Raw genomic sequence first — 18,830 nt, forward strand, 5'->3', positions numbered from 1 at the left:
CGTGGTGGTGATCGCCGCGTCCTCGTTGTCGCCGGGACGGCCGAGGTCGTCGATGAACGCCTTGTCGATCTTCAGCGTGGTGATCGGCAGGCGGCGCAGGTAGGCGAGCGAGGAATAGCCGGTGCCGAAATCATCCGCCGCGATCGACACGCCCAGCCGGCGGAAGGTCTGCAGGCGTTCGGTCGCGTGTTCCGCGTTCGCCATCAGCACGCTTTCGGTGAGTTCCAGTTCCAGTTGGTTGGCCGGCACGCCGGTGTCGCGCAGCACCTGCTGCACGGTCTGCGCCAGGTCGCTGCGCAGTAGTTGCACGGCCGAGACATTGACCGACATCAGCACGTTGTCGATGCCGTCGCGACGCCACTCGGCCAGCGTGTTGCACGCCTCGCGCAGCACCCATTCGCCGATCGACACGATCAGCCCGCTTTCCTCGGCCAGCGGGATGAACACGCTCGGCGGAATGTCGCCGTGCTCCGGGCTGTTCCAGCGCAGCAGCGCTTCGACCGCACCGATCCGGCCATCGGCCAGCACCAGCTGCGGTTGGTAGACCAGGCGCAGTTCCCCGCGTTCGACCACCTTGCGCAGCGCGGCGATCAACATGGCGCGCCTGCGGATGTCGCCGTCCATCGCATCGGCGTAGCGCAGGAAGGTGCGCCGGCCGGCGGCCTTGGCCTGGTACATCGCGGTGTCGGCGTGCTTGAGCAGGTCGGTGGGCACCTGTGCGTGGTCGGGGAACAGGCTGATGCCGATCGACGGCGAAATCGCGATCTCGTGGCGGTCGTCGAGGCGCAGCGGCGCGTCGAAGGCATCGATGATGCGCTGCGCGCAGCGTTCGGCCTCTTCGCCGCCGACGAGGTCTTCCAGCAGCACGGTGAATTCGTCGCCACCGATGCGGGCCACGGTGTGGCCATCGCCGACGACCTCCTGCAGGCGTTGCGCGGTGGCGCGCAGGATGCGATCGCCGGTGGCGTGGCCCAGCGAATCGTTGATGTCCTTGAAGCGGTCCAGGTCGAGGAACAGCAGGGCCATGCGGCTGCCCTGGCGGCGCGCGCGGACGATGGCGCGGGACAGCCGCTCGGCCAGCAAGGTGCGGTTGGGCAGGTTGGTCAGGGTGTCGTAGTTGGCCAGGTAGCGCAGTTCCTGCTCGATCCGGCGGCGGTCGGTGATGTCGCTGGCCACCACCACGTACAGGCGCTTGCGGCTGCCCGGTTCGACGATCGCGTTGAACTGCACCGCGCAGAGGAAATCGCGGCCGTCCTTGCACTTCTGCCACATCTCCCCGGTCCAGCAGCCCTGCTGCTGCATCGCCTCGCGCGATTTCTCGTAGAAGGCCGCATCCTGCTGGTCGCTGTTGATGATCGAACCATCCTTGCCGATCACGTCGACCGCTTCGTAGCCGCTCATCCGGGTGAAGGCGGGGTTGACCGCGACGAAGCGGAACTCGGCATCGACCACCGCCACCGATTCGGCCATGTTGTGCATGACCTCGTTGGCGATGCGGCGCTCGCGCTCCTTTTCGCGGATCGAGGTGACGTTGCGGGCGGTGCCGGCGATGCGGGTGACGTGGCCGACGTCATCGCGGGCGACCGCGCGGCCGCGTGCACGCATCCATTGCCATTGCCCGCCTTCGTCCAGGATCCGGTGCTCGGACAGGAACATCTGGGTGCCGCCGGTGACGTACTCGCGCAAGCGGTCCAGCACCAGCGGCAGGTCCTCCGGGTGGATCTGGTGATCCTTGTCCAGGTCCACCTGCACGGCGAGGTCGTCGCTGCGGTCGGGCTCGACCCGGGTGCGCTCCAGCTCGCGCTTCTCCAGGTCGTACTGCCAGTAGATCTCGTTGGACGCCCACAGCGACAGGCGCAGGCGCTGCTCGCGTTCGCGCATGGCGCGCAGGTGGTCGCGGTGCTCACGTTCGCGGCGGCGATGCCCGGCGATCGCCATGCCGGCCATCGCCAGGACGAGCAGTGCCACCAGCAGCGCGAGCACGTGGCTGGATGGCATGTCCAGGAACGACGAGGACGCCGGCAGGGGCGCGGTGGCGCCGGCCAGGCGTGATGGCGTAGTGGCGCGGATCCCCATCCGGCCAGTGTAGGCGCGGGTCGGCGCCCGCAACAAGCCGGGCGGGGGGCATGGATTGCTAAACTGTCCTGCCCCGACCCAAGGCGCATCCACGTGAGCGAAACCGAGCTGCCGGCCTGGGCCGACGTGGCCACCGCCGCCGACCGGCTGGAACTGGCCAGCACCCCTGCCGAACTGCATGGGGCATTGTGCGGCTGGCTGGCCGCGGGTGGCGCGGACCAGCCCGGCTGGATCGCCACGGTGATGGCCGATCCCGGCCTGCCCACGCCCGCCCCCGGCGATGCGCTGGACCAGTTGCGCACCACGTCCGCGAAGCAGTTGGGCGATGCGGATTTCGGTTTCGAACTGCTGCTGCCGGACGATGACGACGTGCAGGTGCGTGCCGGCGGATTGTTCGCCTGGTGCCGCGCGTTCCTGGGCGGTTTCGGCCTGGCGGTCGGCGACAAGGCCCTGTCCGAGGACGGCCAGGAAGCGCTGGGCGATCTCGCGAACCTGGCGGCCGCGCGCATCGAGGAAGTGGATCCGGAGCAGGACGAGGAATCGCTGACCGAGATCGAGGAATACCTGCGCATGGCGGTGCTGTTGCTGCACGCGGACTGTGCGCTCGGCCCGCGCAGCCGGCAACGCCTGCACTGAGGCGGCGGGCGTCACCATGACCGCGCCCACCACCCACAACCGCAAGGCGCTGGCGCGTCGCCGCAAGCAACTGATGCAGGCCGCCGGCGACGGCGCCATCCTGATCCTGCCCGCTGCACCGGAACGCATCCGCAGCCGCGACACCCACTATCCCTACCGGCAGGACTCGGACTTCTGGTACCTGACCGGATGCAACGAGCCCGATGCGGTGCTGGTGCTGGTGCCCGGGCGCAAGCATGGCGAGGCGATCCTGTTCTGCCGCGAACGCGATCCCGAGCGCGAGGGTTGGGATGGTCCGCGGCTGGGGCCGGACGGCGCGGTCGAATTGCTAGGCATGGACGATGCGTATCCGATCTCCGATATCGACGACATCCTGCCCGGCTTGCTGGAAGGCCACCGGCGCGTGCACTACCACCTGGGCCGCGACGCCGATTTCGACCTGAAGCTGATCGGCTGGCTCAACCGCGTGCGTGCGCAGGCACGACACGGCGCGCAGCCACCGCAGGAATTCCTCGAACTCGGCCATCTGCTGGACGAGATGCGGCTGTTCAAGTCGGCCGACGAAATCAAGCTGATGCAGCGTGCCGCCGACATCAGCGTGGAAGCCCATCGCGCGGCGATGCGCGCGGCCCGTGCCGGCATCCACGAATACGAACTGCAGGCGGAACTGGAGCGGGTGTTCCGCATGCACGATGCACAACCGGCCTATGCCAGCATCGTCGGCGCCGGCGCCAATGCCTGCGTGCTGCACTACCGCGACAACAGCGCGAAGTCGCGCGACGGCGAGCTGGTGCTGATCGACGCCGGTGCGGAATACCGCGGCTACGCCGCCGACATCACCCGCACGTTCCCGGTCAACGGGCGCTTCAGCAAGGAACAACGCGCGTTGCACGACCTGGTCTGCACCGCACAAGCGGCGGCGCTGGCACAGTCGCGACCGGGCGTGGCGTACGAAGCGGGGCATGACGCCGCGGTGGCCACGCTCACCGAAGGCCTGCTCTCGCTGGGCCTGCTGAAGGGCCGGCTGGAGACCGCGATCGAGCGTGGCGACTACAAGCGCTTCTACCGGCACAAGACCGGCCACTGGCTCGGCCTGGACGTGCACGACGTGGGCGAATACCGCATCGACGGCGAATCGCGGCTGCTGGAACCCGGCATGGTCTTCACCCTCGAACCCGGCCTGTACATCCCGTCCGATGACGCGTCCGTGCCGGCGAAATGGCGCGGCATCGGCATCCGCATCGAGGACGACGTGCTGGTCACCGCCGATGGCCACCGCGTGCTGACCGCGGCGTTGGAGCGCAGCGCGGATGAAGTAGAAGGGTTGATGGCGGGTTGATTGGCTCAAGCCCCTCTCCCCCTGGGAGAGGGGTTGGGGTGAGGGTTCGGCCACCGCGCGATTGATTCATCTGCGTCCCAATCCGAACCCTCATCCGCCCTTCGGGCACCTTCTCCCGGAGGGAGAAGGAAAAAATCAGCTCGCAAACGCCTCGCGCGTCAGGTTGATCGGCGCGCCATCGGTGCAGACCACGTCGTCCTCGATGCGGATGCCGCCGTAGGGCTTGAATACATCCACGCGATTCCAGTCCACCGCATCGGCCAGGCCCTTCTGCTTCAATTCGTCCAGCAGCATGTCGATGAAGTAGACGCCCGGTTCGATCGTGACCGCCATGCCCGGTTCCAGCACGCGGGTCAGGCGCAGGTAGGGATGGCCTTCGGGTTTGGCGATCGTGCCGCCGGCATCGCTGGCGGCGAAGCCGGCCACGTCGTGTACCTGCAGGCCGATGCCGTGGCCGATGCCGTGCGGGAAGAATGCGCTGGACACGCCGCTGGCCAATGCCTCCTCCGCACCCACCTTGATCACGCCGAAGTCCTTGAGGATCCCGGCCAGCGCCAGGTGTGCGTCGATGTGCAACTGCTTGTAATCGAAGCCCGCGCGCACCGCGTCGCACATCTTCAATTGCGCGGCATCGACCGCATCCACCATCGCCTGGAACTCGTCGCCGGCATCGGCGGAGTAGGTGCGGGTGATGTCGCAGGCGTAGCCGTGGAAGCTGGCGCCGGCATCGATCAGGAAGCTGCGCGCCGCCGTGGGCGGCAGGCGGTCGCGGTCGGTGTAGTGCAGCACCGCGGCGTGTTCGTTGAGGCAGACGATGTTGCCGTAGGGCAGGTCGTTGGCATCCTGGCCGGCGGCCTGGCAGTAGGCCAGGTGGATGCCGAACTCGCTGGCGCCGGCACGGAACGCGCGTTCGGCGGCGCGATGCGCGCGTGCGCCGATGCGGCTGGCCGCGCGCATCATCGCGATCTCGTACGGTGTCTTGTAGGCGCGGTGGTATTCGAGGTAATCGACCACCGGCACCGGGTTGGTCGGGACGTAGTCGCCGACCGCACTTTGCGGCTCACCGAGGATCGCGCAGCGCGCAGCGTCCTTCGGCAGGTGGCGCGCGGCTTCTTCCGGCGTGCGAATGGTGACGATGTCGAAATGCTCGACCCAGTAACCGCTGGGCGCGGCCGGAACCACGTGCCAATAGTCGTGCGGTTGCAGGAACAACAGCTTCGGACGCTGCCCGGGGGTGATCACCAGCCAGCTGCCGGGTGCGCGGGTCAGCGGCAGCCAGGCCTTGAACTGCGGATTGACCGCGTAGGGATAGTCGCGGTCGTCGAAGAACTGGTAGTGCAGGGTGCCGCTGGGCACGACCAGATGGTCGAAGCCGCCGCGCTGCAGCGCTTCCGCGGTACGCGCCTGCAGTTCGGCCAGGTGCTGCGGGTACAGGGCGGCGAGCGTGGTCGGGGACATGGCGGGCGTCTCGCGGGGCGGATCGGGCATTTTGACCGATCCCGCCGGCGCGCACAGTGCGTGACGTCCCGGCCGGTCAGAGCGCGTTCGATTCCTGCTCGGTCCACCAGCGCAGGCGGCGGGTCGCCTCCGGCGACAGGCCGAGGAAGCGCAGCCCGGCCCAGGACTGCCCCGGCGCACTGGCATCGTCCACCCACAGCACGTGCGCGCCGACTTCCAGCGGCTGGGTCTCGCCCATGTCGTCGGGCAGGGCGAAGCGGAACTGGTACAGCGCGTCATCGACCAGGGCGCGGTTGGCGATCAGCAGCATGCCGCCCACCGAGACATTGCCCAGGTAACCCACGGGTTCCTCGGTGATGGTGTCGTAGACCTCCATCATCCCCGGCACGGTGCGGCGTGCCTGGCGGCGCGATTCAATCCCCATGGCCGTCCTCCCGGGCCTGCTGGCCCTCGTTTTCGCCGATCCGTTGCAGGCTGGCCATGGTCGCCTCCCACGCGGTCTCGGCCGGCGCGATGTCGGCATCGAGCACGCGCATCCTGCCGGCCGCCAGCTTGCGCGCCAGCACGTCGAGGTCCTCGCTCAGGGTACGCAGGCCGCGGCGGTTGACCACCAGGGTCTGCAGGGTGTGCTGGCTGGTCCAGGCCAGCCGGCGGCGGACGGTGGTGTCGTCGGCGTCCTCGTCGAATTCCACCCAGGCCGGTTCCTGCAGGGCGCGCAGCTGCTGGAAGGCGGCTTCTTCAAGGGGGTTGCGCGTCGGCAGGTCGGTGCCGGGTGCGGCTGCATTGCCTTCGCCCAGGCGCGCGCGCGCGCGCAACTGCACCAGCAATTCGGTGCGCGAGGCCAGGTCGGCGTCCTCGGCGCGGCCATTGGCGAGCTGGCGGGCGATCGCGGTGGCGTCGTCGGCGTGGTAGCCGACCTGCTCCAGCGCACCTTGCACGCGCGCCACGAAGGCCGGGTCCGCATGCGGCTGGCCACTGCTGGTGCTGGCGTCGATGATCGTGGCGGTGGTGTCGAGCAGTTCCCGCCAGGCCGCGGAGTGTTCACCGTTGCGCAGGTGGGTCAGCGACAGCACGTCGGACCAGGCCTGGTCCATCAGGATGGCGTGGAAGCGGGGCAGGCTGCGCCCTGCGAGCAGCCGGGCGATTTCGGTGCCGGCGCGCTGGCGGGCGACCTCGAGTTTCTCGCGGCCGCGCGCGGCTTCCACTTGCCGGCGTTCGGACATCTCGGTCTTGCGGGCCAGCGCCTGCAGCCCGGATTGCAGGGTCTGGTTGGCTTCGACGAAGGTGTCGAAGGCGCCTTCCGCGTCCTGCTGCACGGTCGCCACTGCACGTTGCAGCAGGCCCAGCCATTGCAGGTCGGCATCGTCTTCGCCCAGCCAGCGCGCGCCACCGCGCGACACCGCATCCAGCAGCATGCGCCCGGGGTGGCTGGCATCCACGAAGAAGCGATGGTCGCGCAGGGCGAGTTGCAACAGCGGCAGGCGCAGGCGTTCGACCAGCGCCTCGCCGTCGCTGCCCTTGCGCATTTCCCGCTTCAGTTGGGTGAGGAACAACGCGAGCAACTCGAAGGTGTCGCTGTCCGGGTCGGACAGGGCCACGCCATGCCCGTGCATCTGCCGCGCCTGGGCCAGCAGGATCTGCCGGAAGTCGCCGATGGTGTCGGCCTTGGTCGCGTTGGCGCGCATCCGCTGCAGCGCGCCCAGCACTTCATCGCGCTGCAATGGCTCGCGCACGCGCTCGTCCTGGCCGCCCGGGCGCAGCTTGGCCAAAAGCACGCGACGGCGCTTGAGCAGGTTCTGCAGCGCGGCGAAACCGGCGCCCAGGCCAGTGGGCTTGGGCGGTGCAGCACTGCCCGGCTCCTGTGGCGCGTGAGGTGCCTGCGGGACGGGCTGCATTCCCGCAGGCATGAAGTTGGCCCGGCCCTTGCCTTCCATCGAGAGCGTCGGCAGGTCGATGCCGGCCGCACCCCTGGAAGCGGGCGTCGGCCCGCCGTCGCCCGCGCCCAATGCGGGCATCGCCGCGGTGGTGCGCGGCGACCCAGACCCCGCCGACGCCGGTCGCGCACGCACCGGCACGAAGCTCAGGTGCGGCAGGATGCCGTCGCTGGCCAGCTTGTTGTTCAGGGCTTCGAGCAAGGTCGAGTACAGCGCCATCAGCACCTTCTCGAACTGCCGGTACAGCTCGAACTTGGCGTGCGGCGGGAATTCGAGCTCGCCGCTGGCATCGTGCAGCGCGTGGCACAGCGCGTACGGGCCGATCGGCAGGTGCTCGCCGTCGAAGGCGGGCGCGCCGGCGAGCACGCCGAAACGCTGGCCCATGAGTTGCAGGGCCAGGCTGTTGCGGGATTCGATGCGGCTGGCAATGTTGTTGAGGATCGCCTGGTCGCTCATCGCATCGTCGTCGAGCAGGGTCAGGCCCAACACCGAGGCTTGCTGTTCCTCCAGCCGATGATTGCGGCGCGGTGCCAGCAGGCCGGCCAGGCCGGCCTCGATGTCAGCCAGGAAGCGCCCGCTGAAGCGTTGCTGGCCGGTGCGCAGGTTGTTGAGCGAGAGGAACTTTGCGGCTTCGACCTTGGGATCGTTGACCGGACTGCCCGCGCGCGACAGCGATACTTCCGTTTCCAGCAGGACCGTCTGCAACTGCCGGTCCATGTCACCGCGGAACTCCTGCAGGACGCGCTCCAGCACCTGGCGCACGCGCCGCGGCAGGGTGGCCTCGGCGAGCGTTCTGGCGGATGCGGATTCGTGTGCAACGGGTGCTGCGGCCATCGGCGTCCCCTTCACGCGCCGGCAAGCGCCCGATGGTATGCGTTGCGAAGTCGGCCCTCAACTGGAATCGACGTCACGGAATTCATGCCAGGAAGAGGCCAATGACGTCATTGGTGAAACGGCGGCCCAGTTCGGTCGGACGCAGCCAGTCCGGATCGTCCTCCAGCCAGCCGTGCGCCTGGGCCTCTTCCAGTTGCGGCGCGATCGTCGAGCGTGGCAAGCCGGTGCGTGCCTCGAACATCGCCATCGGCACGCCGTCGTTCAGGCGCAACGCATTCAACATGAAATCGAAGGGCAGGCGTCCGGCATCCAGGATCTCGTCGCCGCCGATCGCCGCTTCACTGCCTGCCGCGACCAGGTACTGCGATGGGTGCTTGTGCTTCCAGCGCCGCATCACCTGTTGCGCTGCACCCAGCGTCAGCTTGCCGTGCGCGCCGGCGCCGATGCCCAGGTAGTCGCCGAAGCGCCAGTAGTTGAGGTTGTGCGCGCACTGCCGCCCTTCGCGCGCATAGGCGCTGACCTCGTACTGGGCGAACCCGCCTGCGGCCAGCAAGGCCTGGCAGGCGTCCTGCATGTCCCAGGCACCATCCTCGTCCGGGATGCCGGCGGGCGGGCGGGCGGCGAACACGGTGTTGGGTTCCAGGGTGAGCTGGTAATGGCTCATGTGCGCGGGCTGCAGGGCGAGCGCCCGTTCGACGTCCGCGAGCGCCATCGCCAGCGATTGTTCCGGCAGCGCATACATCAGGTCGATGTTGAGGTTGTCGATGCCGGCATCCTGCGCGGCCTTGATCGCGCGTTCGGCGTCGCCGCTGGAATGGATCCGCCCGAGGCGCCGCAGGCAGCCGTCGTCGAAGCTCTGCACGCCGAAGCTCAGGCGATTCACTCCGGCTGCGCGATAGCCGGCGAACGGGCCATGCTCGACCGTGCCCGGATTGGTCTCCAGGGTGATCTCCGCATTCGGTGCGAAGCGCAGGCGTGCACTGGCCAGTTGCAGGAAGCGGTCGATCGCCTCCGGCGGGAACAGGCTGGGCGTGCCGCCGCCGAAGAACACGGTCTGGATGGTGCGGCCCCAGGCCAGCGGCAGGTCGAAGTCGAGGTCGGCGATCAAGGCATCGACATACGCATCGAACGGCAACGCGCCGCGCCCGCCCTCGCCGCGGAATTCGTGCGAATTGAAATCGCAGTACGGGCATTTGCGCACGCACCAGGGCAGGTGCACGTAGAGCGAGAGGGGGGGGTGAAGCAGCGCGCTTGCGGACCACTGGTCCGCGCACTGCTGAACGCCCGGCCAAGGATGGCCGGGCAGGGAGTCGTCAGGGCGATTTTGTTGCGCCATGGATGGCTTCAACGACGATCGGTGGAAACATTGGAAAGCAGCGTGCGCAGCTTCGCCAGCGCGATCCCGCGGTGGCTGTCGCGGTTCTTGGTGGCGGCCGGCAATTCGGCCGCGCCGACACCATGCGCCGGCGAGAAGAACACCGGGTCGTAGCCGAATCCGTTGCTGCCGGTGCGCGCGTGCAGGATACGACCCTCCCAGATGCCTTCGGCGACCAGCGGCATCGGGTCCTCCGCATGCCGCACCAAGGCGAGCACGCAGACGAAGCGTGCCGTGCGTGCATCGTCCGCTACGCCAAGCAGGTTGCCCAGTAGCTTGTCGATGTTCGCTTCGCTGTTGCCGTGGCCACCCGAGTAACGCGCCGAATACAGCCCGGGTGCGCCATCCAGCGCATCGACGCACAGGCCGGAATCGTCGCCCAATGCAGGCAAGCCGGTGGCGCGCGCGGCATGGCGCGCCTTGAGGATCGCGTTCTCGATGAAGCTCAGCCCGGTTTCCTCGGCATCGTCCACGCCGAATCCGGATTGCACGTGCAGCTCGAATGCGTCGCCCAGCAATTCGCGCAATTCGACCAGCTTGCCGGCGTTGCTGCTCGCCAGGACCAGCTTCACGCCAGCGCCAGCGCCGCCTGTTGCGCGGCGAACAGTTCGTTGCAGCCGTTGCCGGCCAGCGCCAGCAATGCATCCAGTTCGTCGCGTCGGAAGGCGTGGCCTTCCGCGGTGCCCTGCAGCTCGATGAAGCCGCCGCCGTCGTTCATCACCACGTTCATGTCGGTATCGCAGTCGCTGTCCTCGGCGTAGTCGAGGTCGAGCACCGGGGTGCCGCGATAGATGCCCACCGACACCGCCGCGACCGCGCCGATGATCGGATCCTTGCCGATGTCCCTGCGCTTCTGCAGCCAGCGCACCGCATCGACCAGGGCGACGTAGGCGCCGGTGATCGCGGCGGTGCGGGTGCCGCCATCGGCCTGCAGCACGTCGCAGTCCAGGGTGATGGTGCGTTCGCCAAGCGCGGCGCGATCCACGCAGGCGCGCAGCGAGCGGCCGATCAGGCGCTGGATTTCCAGGGTGCGGCCGCCCTGCTTGCCGCGCGAGGCCTCGCGGTCGTTGCGGGTGTGGGTGGCGCGCGGGAGCATGCCGTACTCGGCGGTGACCCAGCCCTCGCCCTTGCCGCGCAGGAAGCCGGGCGCCTTGTTCTCGACGCTGGCCGTGCACAGCACGCGGGTGTCGCCGAACGCCACCAGCACCGAGCCCTCGGCATGGCGGGTGAAGCCGCGGGTGATCGACACGGTGCGCAACTGGTCGGCGGTGCGGCCGCTGGGGCGGGCGAACGACATCGGGATTCCGGCAACGAACGCCGGCAGCCGGCGGGGCGCTAGATTACCATCCGCATTCCGCTCTCCCGGCCGCCCGCACGATGCCCATCCGCAGCATGACCGCCTACGCCGCCGGCGAGCGCAGCACCGAATGGGGCGTGCTCGGCTGCGAGATGCGCGCGGTCAACCATCGTTTCCTCGAACTCGGCGTGCGCCTGCCGGATGAGCTGCGCGTGCTGGAACCGCAACTGCGGGAACGCATCGCCACCCGCGTGTCGCGCGGCAAGCTGGACCTGGTGCTGCGGCTGCGTTCCGCGACCGGCAGCGATGGATTGCAGGTGGACGAGGCACTGGTCGCGCGGCTGGGCGACCTGGCACGGCAACTGGATGCGGGTTTCCCGCAACTGCGCGTGCAGTTCACCGAGCTGCTGCAGTTCCCCGGCGTGCTGCAATCGCGCGGCGTCGATGCCGAGGCCCTGCAGCGCGAGGCGATGGTGCTGCTCGATGCGGTACTGGACGATTTCGTCGCTTCCCGCGAGCGCGAAGGCGGCAAGCTGGCCGAGGTCATCGGCGAGCGCGCCATCGCGATCGCGGCGATCGCCGCCGAAGTTCGCACGCTGGTGCCGCTGATCCGCGCTGGCCAGCGCAGCAAGCTGGAGACCCGGCTGGCCGATCTCTCGCAGCCCGCCGACCCGGGCCGCGTCGAGCAGGAACTGGTGCTGTGGCTGCAGAAGCTTGATGTCGACGAGGAGCTCGATCGCCTCGACAGCCACCTCTCCGAATTGCGGCGCGTGCTCAAGCAGAAGGAACCGGTCGGTCGCCGCCTGGATTTCCTCCTGCAGGAGTTCAACCGCGAGGCCAATACCCTGGGCAGCAAGTCGGTCGACGCGCGCACCAGCAATGCCGCGGTCGAGCTGAAGGTGCTGATCGACCAGATCCGCGAGCAGATCCAGAACATTGAATAGTGCATGCGCACGTGGGGCCTCTGCACCGGCACAAGGATGTGCCGGCGGCGACATGCCGAAGGCATGCTGCCGTTGCGGCAGGGAATCCACGCATTTCCGGCCGCACGTCGAAGTCGCGGCAGGATGCCCGATCTTCGACCAAGGATGACCATGCGCGGAACCCTCTACATCGTCGCCGCGCCCTCGGGTGCCGGGAAATCCAGCATCGTCAACGCGGTGCTGGCGCGCGATGCGAACATCAGCCTGTCGATCTCGTTCACCTCGCGGCAGCCGCGGCCCGGCGAGCGGCATGCCGAGCACTACCATTTCATCGGCGCCGACGAGTTCAAGGCGATGGTGGCCGAGGGCGACTTCTTCGAGCACGCGCTGGTGCATGGCGACTGGAAGGGCACTGCGCGGCAGTCGGTGGACCCGCAATTGTCGGCTGGCCGCGACGTGTTGCTGGAGATCGACTGGCAGGGGGCGCGGCAAGTGCGATCGAAGATTCCCGACGCGGTCAGCGTGTTCATCCTGCCGCCGTCGCGGGCCGCGCTGGAAGAACGCATGCGCAAGCGCGGGCAGGATTCGGAGGCGGTCATCCAGCAACGCCTGGCCGCGGCGCGCGAGGAAATGAGCCACTACGGCGAATTCGACTACGTCATCGTCAACGAGGATTTCGAGACCGCGGTGAGCGAGATGTGCAGCATCTTCACCGCCAGCCGGCTGCGCAAGGACGCCCAGGTGGCGCGCCATGCCCGCCTGATCACTTCGCTGCTGGTCGACGACGAATCCGCCATTTGACCCGCGCGATCCGGCGCTTGCTGCTGCCCGGGCGCGCAGGATTCGATCTATGTGGTTGATTTTCAAGGCGGCGACTTGCCTTGCGGGCGGCCTGCGGCTAGAATTCCGGCCCCTTTCGATCACTTCAGCGGCCCCGCGGTCGCAGGACACACATGGCCCGTATTACCGTCGAAGATTGTTTGGAAGTGGTCGACAACCGCTTCGAGCTCGTGATGATGGCCGCCAAGCGCGCGCGCCAGCTGGCCGGCGGCGTGGAGCCGAAGCTGGACAACAGCGAAGCCAACGACAAGCCGACCGTGCTTGCCCTGCGCGAGATCGCCGCGCGCGAAATCGACACCGACTACATCGATGCGGTCGAGAAGGCCGAGCGCGAGCGCAAGGAGCGCGAGGCGCTGGAGTGGGCCGCCGCCGAAGTGGTGGCCGGCGACGACGACATGAAGGGCGACGACTGATCGTCGCGTTTCATGCGGCATGAAGACGGCCCCGCGGGGCCGTTTTTCGTTTCCGGGACAGGGGTTTACGGCTCCCATACGGCCCGGTTAGGCTCGCCGCATGAGTCCCGGCGATCCTGCGCTTGCCATGCCGTTGCCCGCACCCGGCCAGGATGCGGTGCCCGACTACGTGCAATCGCTGGAACGCGCCGCGAACTACCTGCCCGAGGCGCAGCGGTTGCAGTTGCGGCGGGCGTGGGCGGTGGGCGCGGCGGCGCATGCCGGGCAGACCCGCAAGTCCGGCGAGCCGTACATCACCCATCCGGTCGCGGTGGCGCAGGTGCTGGCCGAGCAGGGCCTGGACGTTGAGACCCTGGTCGCCGCGATCCTGCACGACACCATCGAGGACACGCCGCTCTCGCGCCAGGACCTGGCCGCGCAGTTCGGCGAGACCGTGGCCGAACTGGTCGATGGCGTCACCAAGCTCGACAAGCTGCGCTTCGCCGACCGCCAGGAAGCGGCGGCCGAGAGCTTCCGCAAGATGCTGCTGGCGATGTCGCGCGACCTGCGGGTCATCCTGATCAAGCTCGCCGACCGCCTGCACAACATGCGCACGCTGGGCGCGCAATCCGCTGAAGCGCGCCGGCGCATCGCGGTGGAAACGCTGGAGATCTTCGCGCCCATCGCCCAGCGGCTGGGCATGAACCTGATCAAGTCCGAACTGCAGGACCTCGGCTTCCGCGCGCTGCATCCGTGGCGGCATGCGGTGATCGAGAAGCGCATCCGCAGCCAGCCGGTGGTGCGGCGCGAGGCGCTGGCGCAGATCGAGGCGCGGCTGGCGCAGAAACTGGCGCTGGAGAAGCTGCCGCACCGGCTGGTCGGGAGGATCAAGACCCCGTGGAGCATCTACACCAAGATGCATGCGGAGAACCGCAGCTTCGACCAGGTGATGGACGTGTTCGGCTATCGGGTCATCGTCGACAGCGTTCCGGACTGCTATCACGCGCTCGGCGTCGTCCACTCAGTCTATAAGCCGCTCGACGCGCGCTTCCGCGATTTCATCGCGATCCCCAAGGCCAACGGCTACCAGTCGCTGCACACGGTGCTGTTCGGGCCCTACGGTTCGCCGATCGAAGTACAGATCCGCACCCGCGAGATGGACCTGGTCGCGGAGCGTGGCGTGGCCGCGCACTGGGCCTACAAGCACGGTGGCGGCGATGCCGGCAACAGCGCGCAGAGCCGCGCCTCGGCGTGGATCGCCGGCTTGGTGGAAAGCCAGCGCGGCACCGGCTCGTCGCTGGAGTTCCTGGAAAACGTCAAGGTCGACCTGTTCCCGGACGAGGTCTACCTGTTCACGCCGAAGGGCGAGATCATGGCGCTGCCGCGCAATTCCACCGCGCTCGATTTCGCCTACGCGGTGCATACCGACGTCGGCAACCATGCGGTCGCCGCGCGCGTGGACCGCAAGCTGGCGCCGCTGCGCGCGCAGCTGGCCAGCGGCCAGACCGTGGAGATCATCACCGCCAAGTCGGCCGCGCCGGCGGCGCAGTGGCTGGAATACGTGGTCACCGGCAAGGCGCGCACCGCGATCCGCCAGCAGCTGAAGCACCTGGAACACGAGGACGCCGTGCGCGTCGGCCACCACATGCTGGACCGCGCGCTGGGCGATCGCGGCACCTCGCTGGACCGGCTGCCGCTGGCGCGGCTGGACGGCTACCTGGCGGAGAATCGCTTCCCGCGCCTGGAGGCGCTGCTGGCCGACATCGCCCTCGGCAACCGCATGCCCACGCAGGTCGCGCTGGCGCTGGCGCAGGAGCAATCGCCGAACCTGCTGCAACCCGACGCGGTACCCGGTGAGCGCATCCTGATCACCGGCGCCGAGCGCGGCGTGATCAGTTTCGCGCAGTGCTGCATGCCGATCCCCGGCGACGAGATCATGGGCTACCACAGCGCCGGCAAGGGCATTGTGGTGCACCGGCTGGAATGCCCGAACGTGGCCGAGTTCCGCAAGTCGCCGGAGCGCTGGGTGGCGATCGGCTGGGACCGCGCGGTCTCCGGCGATTTCGATGCGGCGTTGCGGATCGAGGTCGAGAACCGTCCCGGCGTGCTGGCCCAGGTCGCCGCCGCGATCGCCCATGCCGAATCCAACATCGACCGCGTCGAGTACCTGGAGCGCGACACGCATACGGCGGCGATCCGCTTCTCGATCGAGGTCGCCGACCGCAAGCACCTGGCCGAAGTCATGCGCCGCATCCGCCGGCTCGGCGTGGTCCACGGGGTCGGGCGGCTGTAGCGTCGTTACACTGTCGGCTTCCCCGACGGAGCCATCCCGCATGTCCCGCACCGCCATCCACAGCGACCGCGCGCCGGCCGCGATCGGCCCGTATTCGCAAGCGACCCGCGCCGGCAACCTGGTGTTCTTCAGCGGCCAGATTCCGCTGGACCCGGCCACCGGCGAACTCGTCGGCGGCGATATCGCCGCGCAGACGCGCCGCGCCTTCGACAACCTCAAGGCCGTGTGCGAAGCCGCCGGCGGCACGATGGACGACATCGCCCGCGTCGGCCTGTACCTGACCGACCTGTCGCAGTTCGCGGCGGTGAATGCGGTGATGGGCGAATACTTCGCGCAGCCTTATCCCGCGCGCTCGACCATCGAAGTCCCGGGGCTGCCCAAGGGCGCGGCGTTCGAGGTCGATGCGCTGATGGTTCTGCCGCAGGCGGACTGAGCCCGGCGTGCCACGCCTGTCGCGACCCGCGCCCGCCCTGGCGGCCAGCGCGACGCCGCTGTCGGTGCTGCCGGGCGTGGGCCCGGCGGTCGCGGAAAAACTTGCCGCGCGTGGTTTGGCCAACCTGCAGGACCTGTGGCTGCACCTGCCGCGCGGCTACGAGGATCGCACCGCGCTGACCGCGATCCGCGACCTGCGTCCGGGGGTTGCCGCGCAGGTGGAGGGCAAGGTGACGGCGGTCGAACGCGGCTTCCGTTTCCGGCCGATGCTGCGCGTCGCGCTGGCAGACGAGTCGCGCGGCACCCTGGTGCTGCGGTTCTTCCATTTCCGCGCGCAGCAGGTGTCCCAGTTCGCGCCGGGCGCGCGCATCCGCGCCTACGGCATGCCGCGCGCGGGCCAGCTCGGGCTGGAGATCGTGCATCCCAGCTATCGCGTCCTTGATGCCGGCGAGCATGGCCTGGGCGAGGCGCTGGATCCGGTCTATCCGGAGGTCGAAGGCATCGGCCCGGCCAACCTGCGCAAGCTGATCGGCCTCGCCCTGCAACATCTACCGGACGAGGACGCGCTGGAATTGCTGCCGCGCGACTGGCTGCGCGAGATGCGCTTGCCCACCTTGCGCGAGGCGCTGTTGACCCTGCACGCGCCACCACGCGAGGCCGATGTCACCGCCTTGCAGACCGGCCTGCATCCGGCGCAACGGCGACTGGCGCTGGAGGAATTGCTCGCGCATCAATTGAGCTTGCGTCGGCAGCGGCTCGCACTGCAGGCGGAAGGCACGCGTGCGCTGGCCGGCGACGAACGCCACGTCGCGCGCCTGCGCGATGCATTGCCGTTCGCGCTGACCGCCGCGCAGGCGCGGGTGTACGCGCAATTGCGCGAGGACCTGTCGCAGCCGCGGCCGATGCTGCGGCTGGTGCAGGGCGACGTCGGCAGCGGCAAGACCGTGGTCGCGGCGATGGCGGCCCTGCTGGCGGTGGCGGATGGTCGCCAGGCCGCGCTGATGGCACCGACCGAACTGCTGGCCGAGCAACACCTGGCCAACCTGCGTGGCTGGCTGGAGCCGCTCGACATCCGGGTGAGCTGGCTGGCCGGCAAGGTCACCGGCAAGGCGCGTGCGAAGGCATTGGACGAGGTCGCATCCGGTGTCGCGCAGGTCGTCGTCGGCACGCACGCGCTGATGCAGGAGGGCGTCGAGTTCCATGACCTCGCGCTGGCCATCGTTGATGAACAGCACCGCTTCGGCGTGCACCAGCGGCTCGCCTTGCGAGACAAGGGCAAAGGCAACGTCCCGCACCAGTTGGTGATGACCGCCACCCCGATCCCGCGCACGCTGGCGATGAGCGCGTATGCCGACCTGGACGTGTCCGCCATCGACGAATTGCCGCCGGGACGCACGCCGATCACCACCATCGCGCTGTCGGCGGAACGCCGCGCGGAACTGGTCGAACGCATCCGCCAGGCCTGCGCCGAAGGACGCCAGGCCTACTGGGTCTGCACCCTGATCGACGACTCGGACGAAATCGAGGCGCAGGCCGCGCAATCCACCTTCGAGGCCTTGCAGGCGGCGTTGCCGGATGCGCGCATCGGCCTGGTCCATGGCCGGTTGAAGACCGCGGAAAAGCAATCGACCATGCGTGCGTTCAAGGACGGCGGCATCGACCTGCTGGTGGCGACCACGGTGATCGAAGTCGGCGTGGATGTGCCGAATGCGTCGCTGATGGTGATCGAGAACGCCGAGCGACTTGGGCTGGCGCAATTGCACCAGTTGCGCGGTCGGGTGGGGCGCGGCAGCGCGGCGTCGAGTTGCGTGCTGCTCTACCAGTCGCCCTTGTCTGCGATGGCGCGCCAGCGGCTGGACACCTTGCGGCAGACCAACGATGGTTTCGCCATTGCCGAGAAAGACCTGCAACTGCGCGGCCCCGGCGAACTGCTCGGCACCCGGCAGACCGGCCTGGCAGCGTTCCGCATCGCCGAACTCGCGCGGGATGCGGATTTGCTGCCGAAAGTGCACGCGCTCGCGGATCGCCTGCTGCAGGACGCGCCCGATGCGGCGAATCGCATCATCGACCGCTGGGTCGGCGGCGCGGCGCGTTTCGCTGCCGCCTGATCGCTGCGACTAGGGCTTGCCGAACTGGTCGATCGGCAGCTTGAGGTAACGCACCCCGTTGCCTTCCGGCTCCGGCAACGCGCCGGCGCGGATGTTCACCTGCACCGACGGCAGCAGCAGCGCCGGCATCGCCAGGGTGGCGTCGCGTGCGGTGCGCACCGCCACGAAGTCGGCTTCGGAGACGCCATCGCGGACGTGGATGTTGCCGCGCTTCTGCGCGTCGATGCTGGTCTCGCAGGCGACCTCGCGGCCGCCCGGGCCGTAGTCGTGGCAGACGAACACGCGAGTGCCTGCAGGCAGCGCGAACAGGCGCTGGATCGAGCGGTACAAGGTGGCGGCGTCGCCACCCGGGAAATCGCAACGCGCGGTGCCGCCGTCCGGCATGAACAGCGAGTCGCCGGTGAACAGGGCATCACCGATCAGGTAGGCATTGCTGTCGCTGGTGTGGCCGGGCACCGCGATCACGCGTGCCTGCAATCCGCCGATCGCGAAGGTCTCGTCGTCGGTGAACAGGTGGTCGAACTGCGAGCCATCGACCGGGAAATGTTCGCCGAGGTTGAAGATCGGGCGGAACGCCTTCTGCACCGCGCGGATGCCTTCGCCGATGGCGAGCGTGGCGGTTGGATAGTGCGTCTCCTTCAGCCAGTGCGCGGCGCTGAGGTGGTCGGCGTGCGCATGCGTTTCCAGCAGCCAGCGCACGTCCAGGCCTTCGGCGGCGACATGGTCGACGACCGCCTGCGCTGAGGTGGTCGAGGTGCGTCCGGACGGCGCATCGAAGTCGAGCACGGCGTCGATGATCGCCGCTGCGGTCGATGCAGGGTCGCGGACCACGTAGCTCCAGGTGTTGCTGGCGCGGTGGAAGAACGGGGTGACGACGGGCTTGCCGGGCATGT

General features: G+C 68.7%; 16 protein-coding genes. 8 read left to right on the forward strand and 8 right to left on the reverse strand.

The genetic code is table 11. The features are described 5' to 3' along the window. On the reverse strand, window positions 1-2,076 hold a 2,076-nt coding region (locus tag ACE3T8_RS03220), incomplete at its 3' end, for a putative bifunctional diguanylate cyclase/phosphodiesterase (RefSeq protein ID WP_374606758.1). 93 nt (window positions 2,077-2,169) lie between these two features. Between ACE3T8_RS03220 and ACE3T8_RS03225 the strand changes: the two genes are divergently transcribed. Both ACE3T8_RS03225 and ACE3T8_RS03230 read left to right on the forward strand, forming a co-directional pair. After that, window positions 2,170-2,712: a UPF0149 family protein gene (locus ACE3T8_RS03225; RefSeq protein ID WP_374606760.1), complete on the forward strand. Its 543-nt coding sequence runs from the start codon at window positions 2,170-2,172 to the stop codon at window positions 2,710-2,712. A gap of 16 nt (window positions 2,713-2,728) precedes the next feature. After that, on the forward strand, window positions 2,729-4,051 hold the full coding sequence (locus ACE3T8_RS03230; protein WP_374606761.1) for an aminopeptidase P N-terminal domain-containing protein: 1,323 nt from the start codon (window positions 2,729-2,731) through the stop codon (window positions 4,049-4,051). A 135-nt stretch (window positions 4,052-4,186) separates the two neighbouring features. On the opposite strand, the gene pepQ is transcribed toward ACE3T8_RS03230, so the two are convergent. The 6 genes from pepQ to rph all read right to left on the reverse strand — a co-directional run bounded on the left by pepQ (window position 4,187) and on the right by rph (window position 10,949). Beyond that, entirely contained in the window at window positions 4,187-5,509 is a 1,323-nt protein-coding gene (gene pepQ / locus ACE3T8_RS03235) for a Xaa-Pro dipeptidase (RefSeq protein ID WP_374606762.1), read from the reverse strand. Window positions 5,510-5,585: 76 nt separating this feature from the next. Continuing rightward, window positions 5,586-5,933, reverse strand: a complete 348-nt coding sequence (locus ACE3T8_RS03240; RefSeq protein WP_374606763.1) for a PilZ domain-containing protein — start codon at window positions 5,931-5,933, stop codon at window positions 5,586-5,588. Further along, window positions 5,923-8,277 carry a DUF1631 family protein gene (locus ACE3T8_RS03245; protein ID WP_374606765.1) on the reverse strand — a complete coding sequence of 785 codons (2,355 nt, stop codon included), beginning with the start codon at window positions 8,275-8,277 and terminating at the stop codon, window positions 5,923-5,925. Before ACE3T8_RS03245 ends, ACE3T8_RS03240 begins: the two co-directional genes overlap by 11 nt. A gap of 82 nt (window positions 8,278-8,359) precedes the next feature. Further along, entirely contained in the window at window positions 8,360-9,613 is a 1,254-nt protein-coding gene (gene hemW / locus ACE3T8_RS03250) for a radical SAM family heme chaperone HemW (protein ID WP_374606766.1), read from the reverse strand. 8 nt (window positions 9,614-9,621) lie between these two features. Then, complete coding sequence (gene rdgB, locus ACE3T8_RS03255; RefSeq protein ID WP_374606767.1) at window positions 9,622-10,224, reverse strand: RdgB/HAM1 family non-canonical purine NTP pyrophosphatase; 603 nt, start codon at window positions 10,222-10,224, stop codon at window positions 9,622-9,624. Next, window positions 10,221-10,949, reverse strand: coding sequence for a ribonuclease PH (gene rph / locus ACE3T8_RS03260; RefSeq protein WP_374606769.1), 729 nt, complete (start codon window positions 10,947-10,949; stop codon window positions 10,221-10,223). Before rph ends, rdgB begins: the two co-directional genes overlap by 4 nt. A 95-nt stretch (window positions 10,950-11,044) precedes the next feature. On the opposite strand from rph, the gene ACE3T8_RS03265 reads away from it, so the two are divergent. The 6 genes from ACE3T8_RS03265 (at window position 11,045) to recG (ending at window position 17,937) form a co-directional block, all read left to right on the forward strand. After that, window positions 11,045-11,893, forward strand: a complete 849-nt coding sequence (locus tag ACE3T8_RS03265) for a YicC/YloC family endoribonuclease (RefSeq protein ID WP_374606771.1) — start codon at window positions 11,045-11,047, stop codon at window positions 11,891-11,893. A gap of 150 nt (window positions 11,894-12,043) precedes the next feature. Beyond that, a complete protein-coding gene (gene gmk / locus ACE3T8_RS03270; protein ID WP_374606772.1) occupies window positions 12,044-12,673 on the forward strand; it encodes a guanylate kinase in 630 nt (209 codons plus the stop codon). A gap of 152 nt (window positions 12,674-12,825) precedes the next feature. Next, complete coding sequence (rpoZ, locus tag ACE3T8_RS03275) at window positions 12,826-13,125, forward strand: DNA-directed RNA polymerase subunit omega (protein ID WP_374606774.1); 300 nt, start codon at window positions 12,826-12,828, stop codon at window positions 13,123-13,125. A 100-nt stretch (window positions 13,126-13,225) separates the two neighbouring features. Then, entirely contained in the window at window positions 13,226-15,397 is a 2,172-nt protein-coding gene (locus ACE3T8_RS03280) for a bifunctional (p)ppGpp synthetase/guanosine-3',5'-bis(diphosphate) 3'-pyrophosphohydrolase (RefSeq protein ID WP_374606776.1), read from the forward strand. A 40-nt stretch (window positions 15,398-15,437) separates the two neighbouring features. Further along, the gene (locus ACE3T8_RS03285; RefSeq protein WP_374606777.1) at window positions 15,438-15,830 is read left to right on the forward strand and encodes a RidA family protein; all 393 of its coding nucleotides are present in this window, start codon (window positions 15,438-15,440) and stop codon (window positions 15,828-15,830) included. A 7-nt stretch (window positions 15,831-15,837) separates the two neighbouring features. Beyond that, window positions 15,838-17,937 carry an ATP-dependent DNA helicase RecG gene (gene recG, locus ACE3T8_RS03290; protein ID WP_374606779.1) on the forward strand — a complete coding sequence of 700 codons (2,100 nt, stop codon included), beginning with the start codon at window positions 15,838-15,840 and terminating at the stop codon, window positions 17,935-17,937. 9 nt (window positions 17,938-17,946) lie between these two features. Here recG and ACE3T8_RS03295 read toward each other — a convergent pair whose 3' ends face one another. Continuing rightward, window positions 17,947-18,828 (reverse strand): MBL fold metallo-hydrolase, encoded by an 882-nt coding sequence (locus tag ACE3T8_RS03295; RefSeq protein ID WP_374607048.1) that lies wholly within the window; start codon window positions 18,826-18,828, stop codon window positions 17,947-17,949. Between the last annotated feature and the right edge of the window lie 2 nt (window positions 18,829-18,830).

The sequence above is a fragment of the Thermomonas sp. genome (assembly GCF_041919455.1).
Lineage (GTDB): Bacteria > Pseudomonadota > Gammaproteobacteria > Xanthomonadales > Xanthomonadaceae > Thermomonas.

What these genes read in the sequence shown, in the direction of transcription:
- ACE3T8_RS03230 (WP_374606761.1), top strand. Translation starts at nt 2,729, where the DNA reads ATGACCGCGCCCACCACCCACAACCGCAAGGCGCTGGCGCGTCGCCGC.
- pepQ (WP_374606762.1), bottom strand. Translation starts at nt 5,509, where the DNA reads ATGTCCCCGACCACGCTCGCCGCCCTGTACCCGCAGCACCTGGCCGAA.
- ACE3T8_RS03240 (WP_374606763.1), bottom strand. Translation starts at nt 5,933, where the DNA reads ATGGGGATTGAATCGCGCCGCCAGGCACGCCGCACCGTGCCGGGGATG.
- ACE3T8_RS03245 (WP_374606765.1), bottom strand. Translation starts at nt 8,277, where the DNA reads ATGGCCGCAGCACCCGTTGCACACGAATCCGCATCCGCCAGAACGCTC.
- hemW (WP_374606766.1), bottom strand. Translation starts at nt 9,613, where the DNA reads ATGGCGCAACAAAATCGCCCTGACGACTCCCTGCCCGGCCATCCTTGG.
- rph (WP_374606769.1), bottom strand. Translation starts at nt 10,949, where the DNA reads ATGTCGTTCGCCCGCCCCAGCGGCCGCACCGCCGACCAGTTGCGCACC.
- ACE3T8_RS03265 (WP_374606771.1), top strand. Translation starts at nt 11,045, where the DNA reads ATGACCGCCTACGCCGCCGGCGAGCGCAGCACCGAATGGGGCGTGCTC.
- gmk (WP_374606772.1), top strand. Translation starts at nt 12,044, where the DNA reads ATGCGCGGAACCCTCTACATCGTCGCCGCGCCCTCGGGTGCCGGGAAA.
- rpoZ (WP_374606774.1), top strand. Translation starts at nt 12,826, where the DNA reads ATGGCCCGTATTACCGTCGAAGATTGTTTGGAAGTGGTCGACAACCGC.
- ACE3T8_RS03280 (WP_374606776.1), top strand. Translation starts at nt 13,226, where the DNA reads ATGAGTCCCGGCGATCCTGCGCTTGCCATGCCGTTGCCCGCACCCGGC.
- ACE3T8_RS03285 (WP_374606777.1), top strand. Translation starts at nt 15,438, where the DNA reads ATGTCCCGCACCGCCATCCACAGCGACCGCGCGCCGGCCGCGATCGGC.
- ACE3T8_RS03295 (WP_374607048.1), bottom strand. Translation starts at nt 18,828, where the DNA reads ATGCCCGGCAAGCCCGTCGTCACCCCGTTCTTCCACCGCGCCAGCAAC.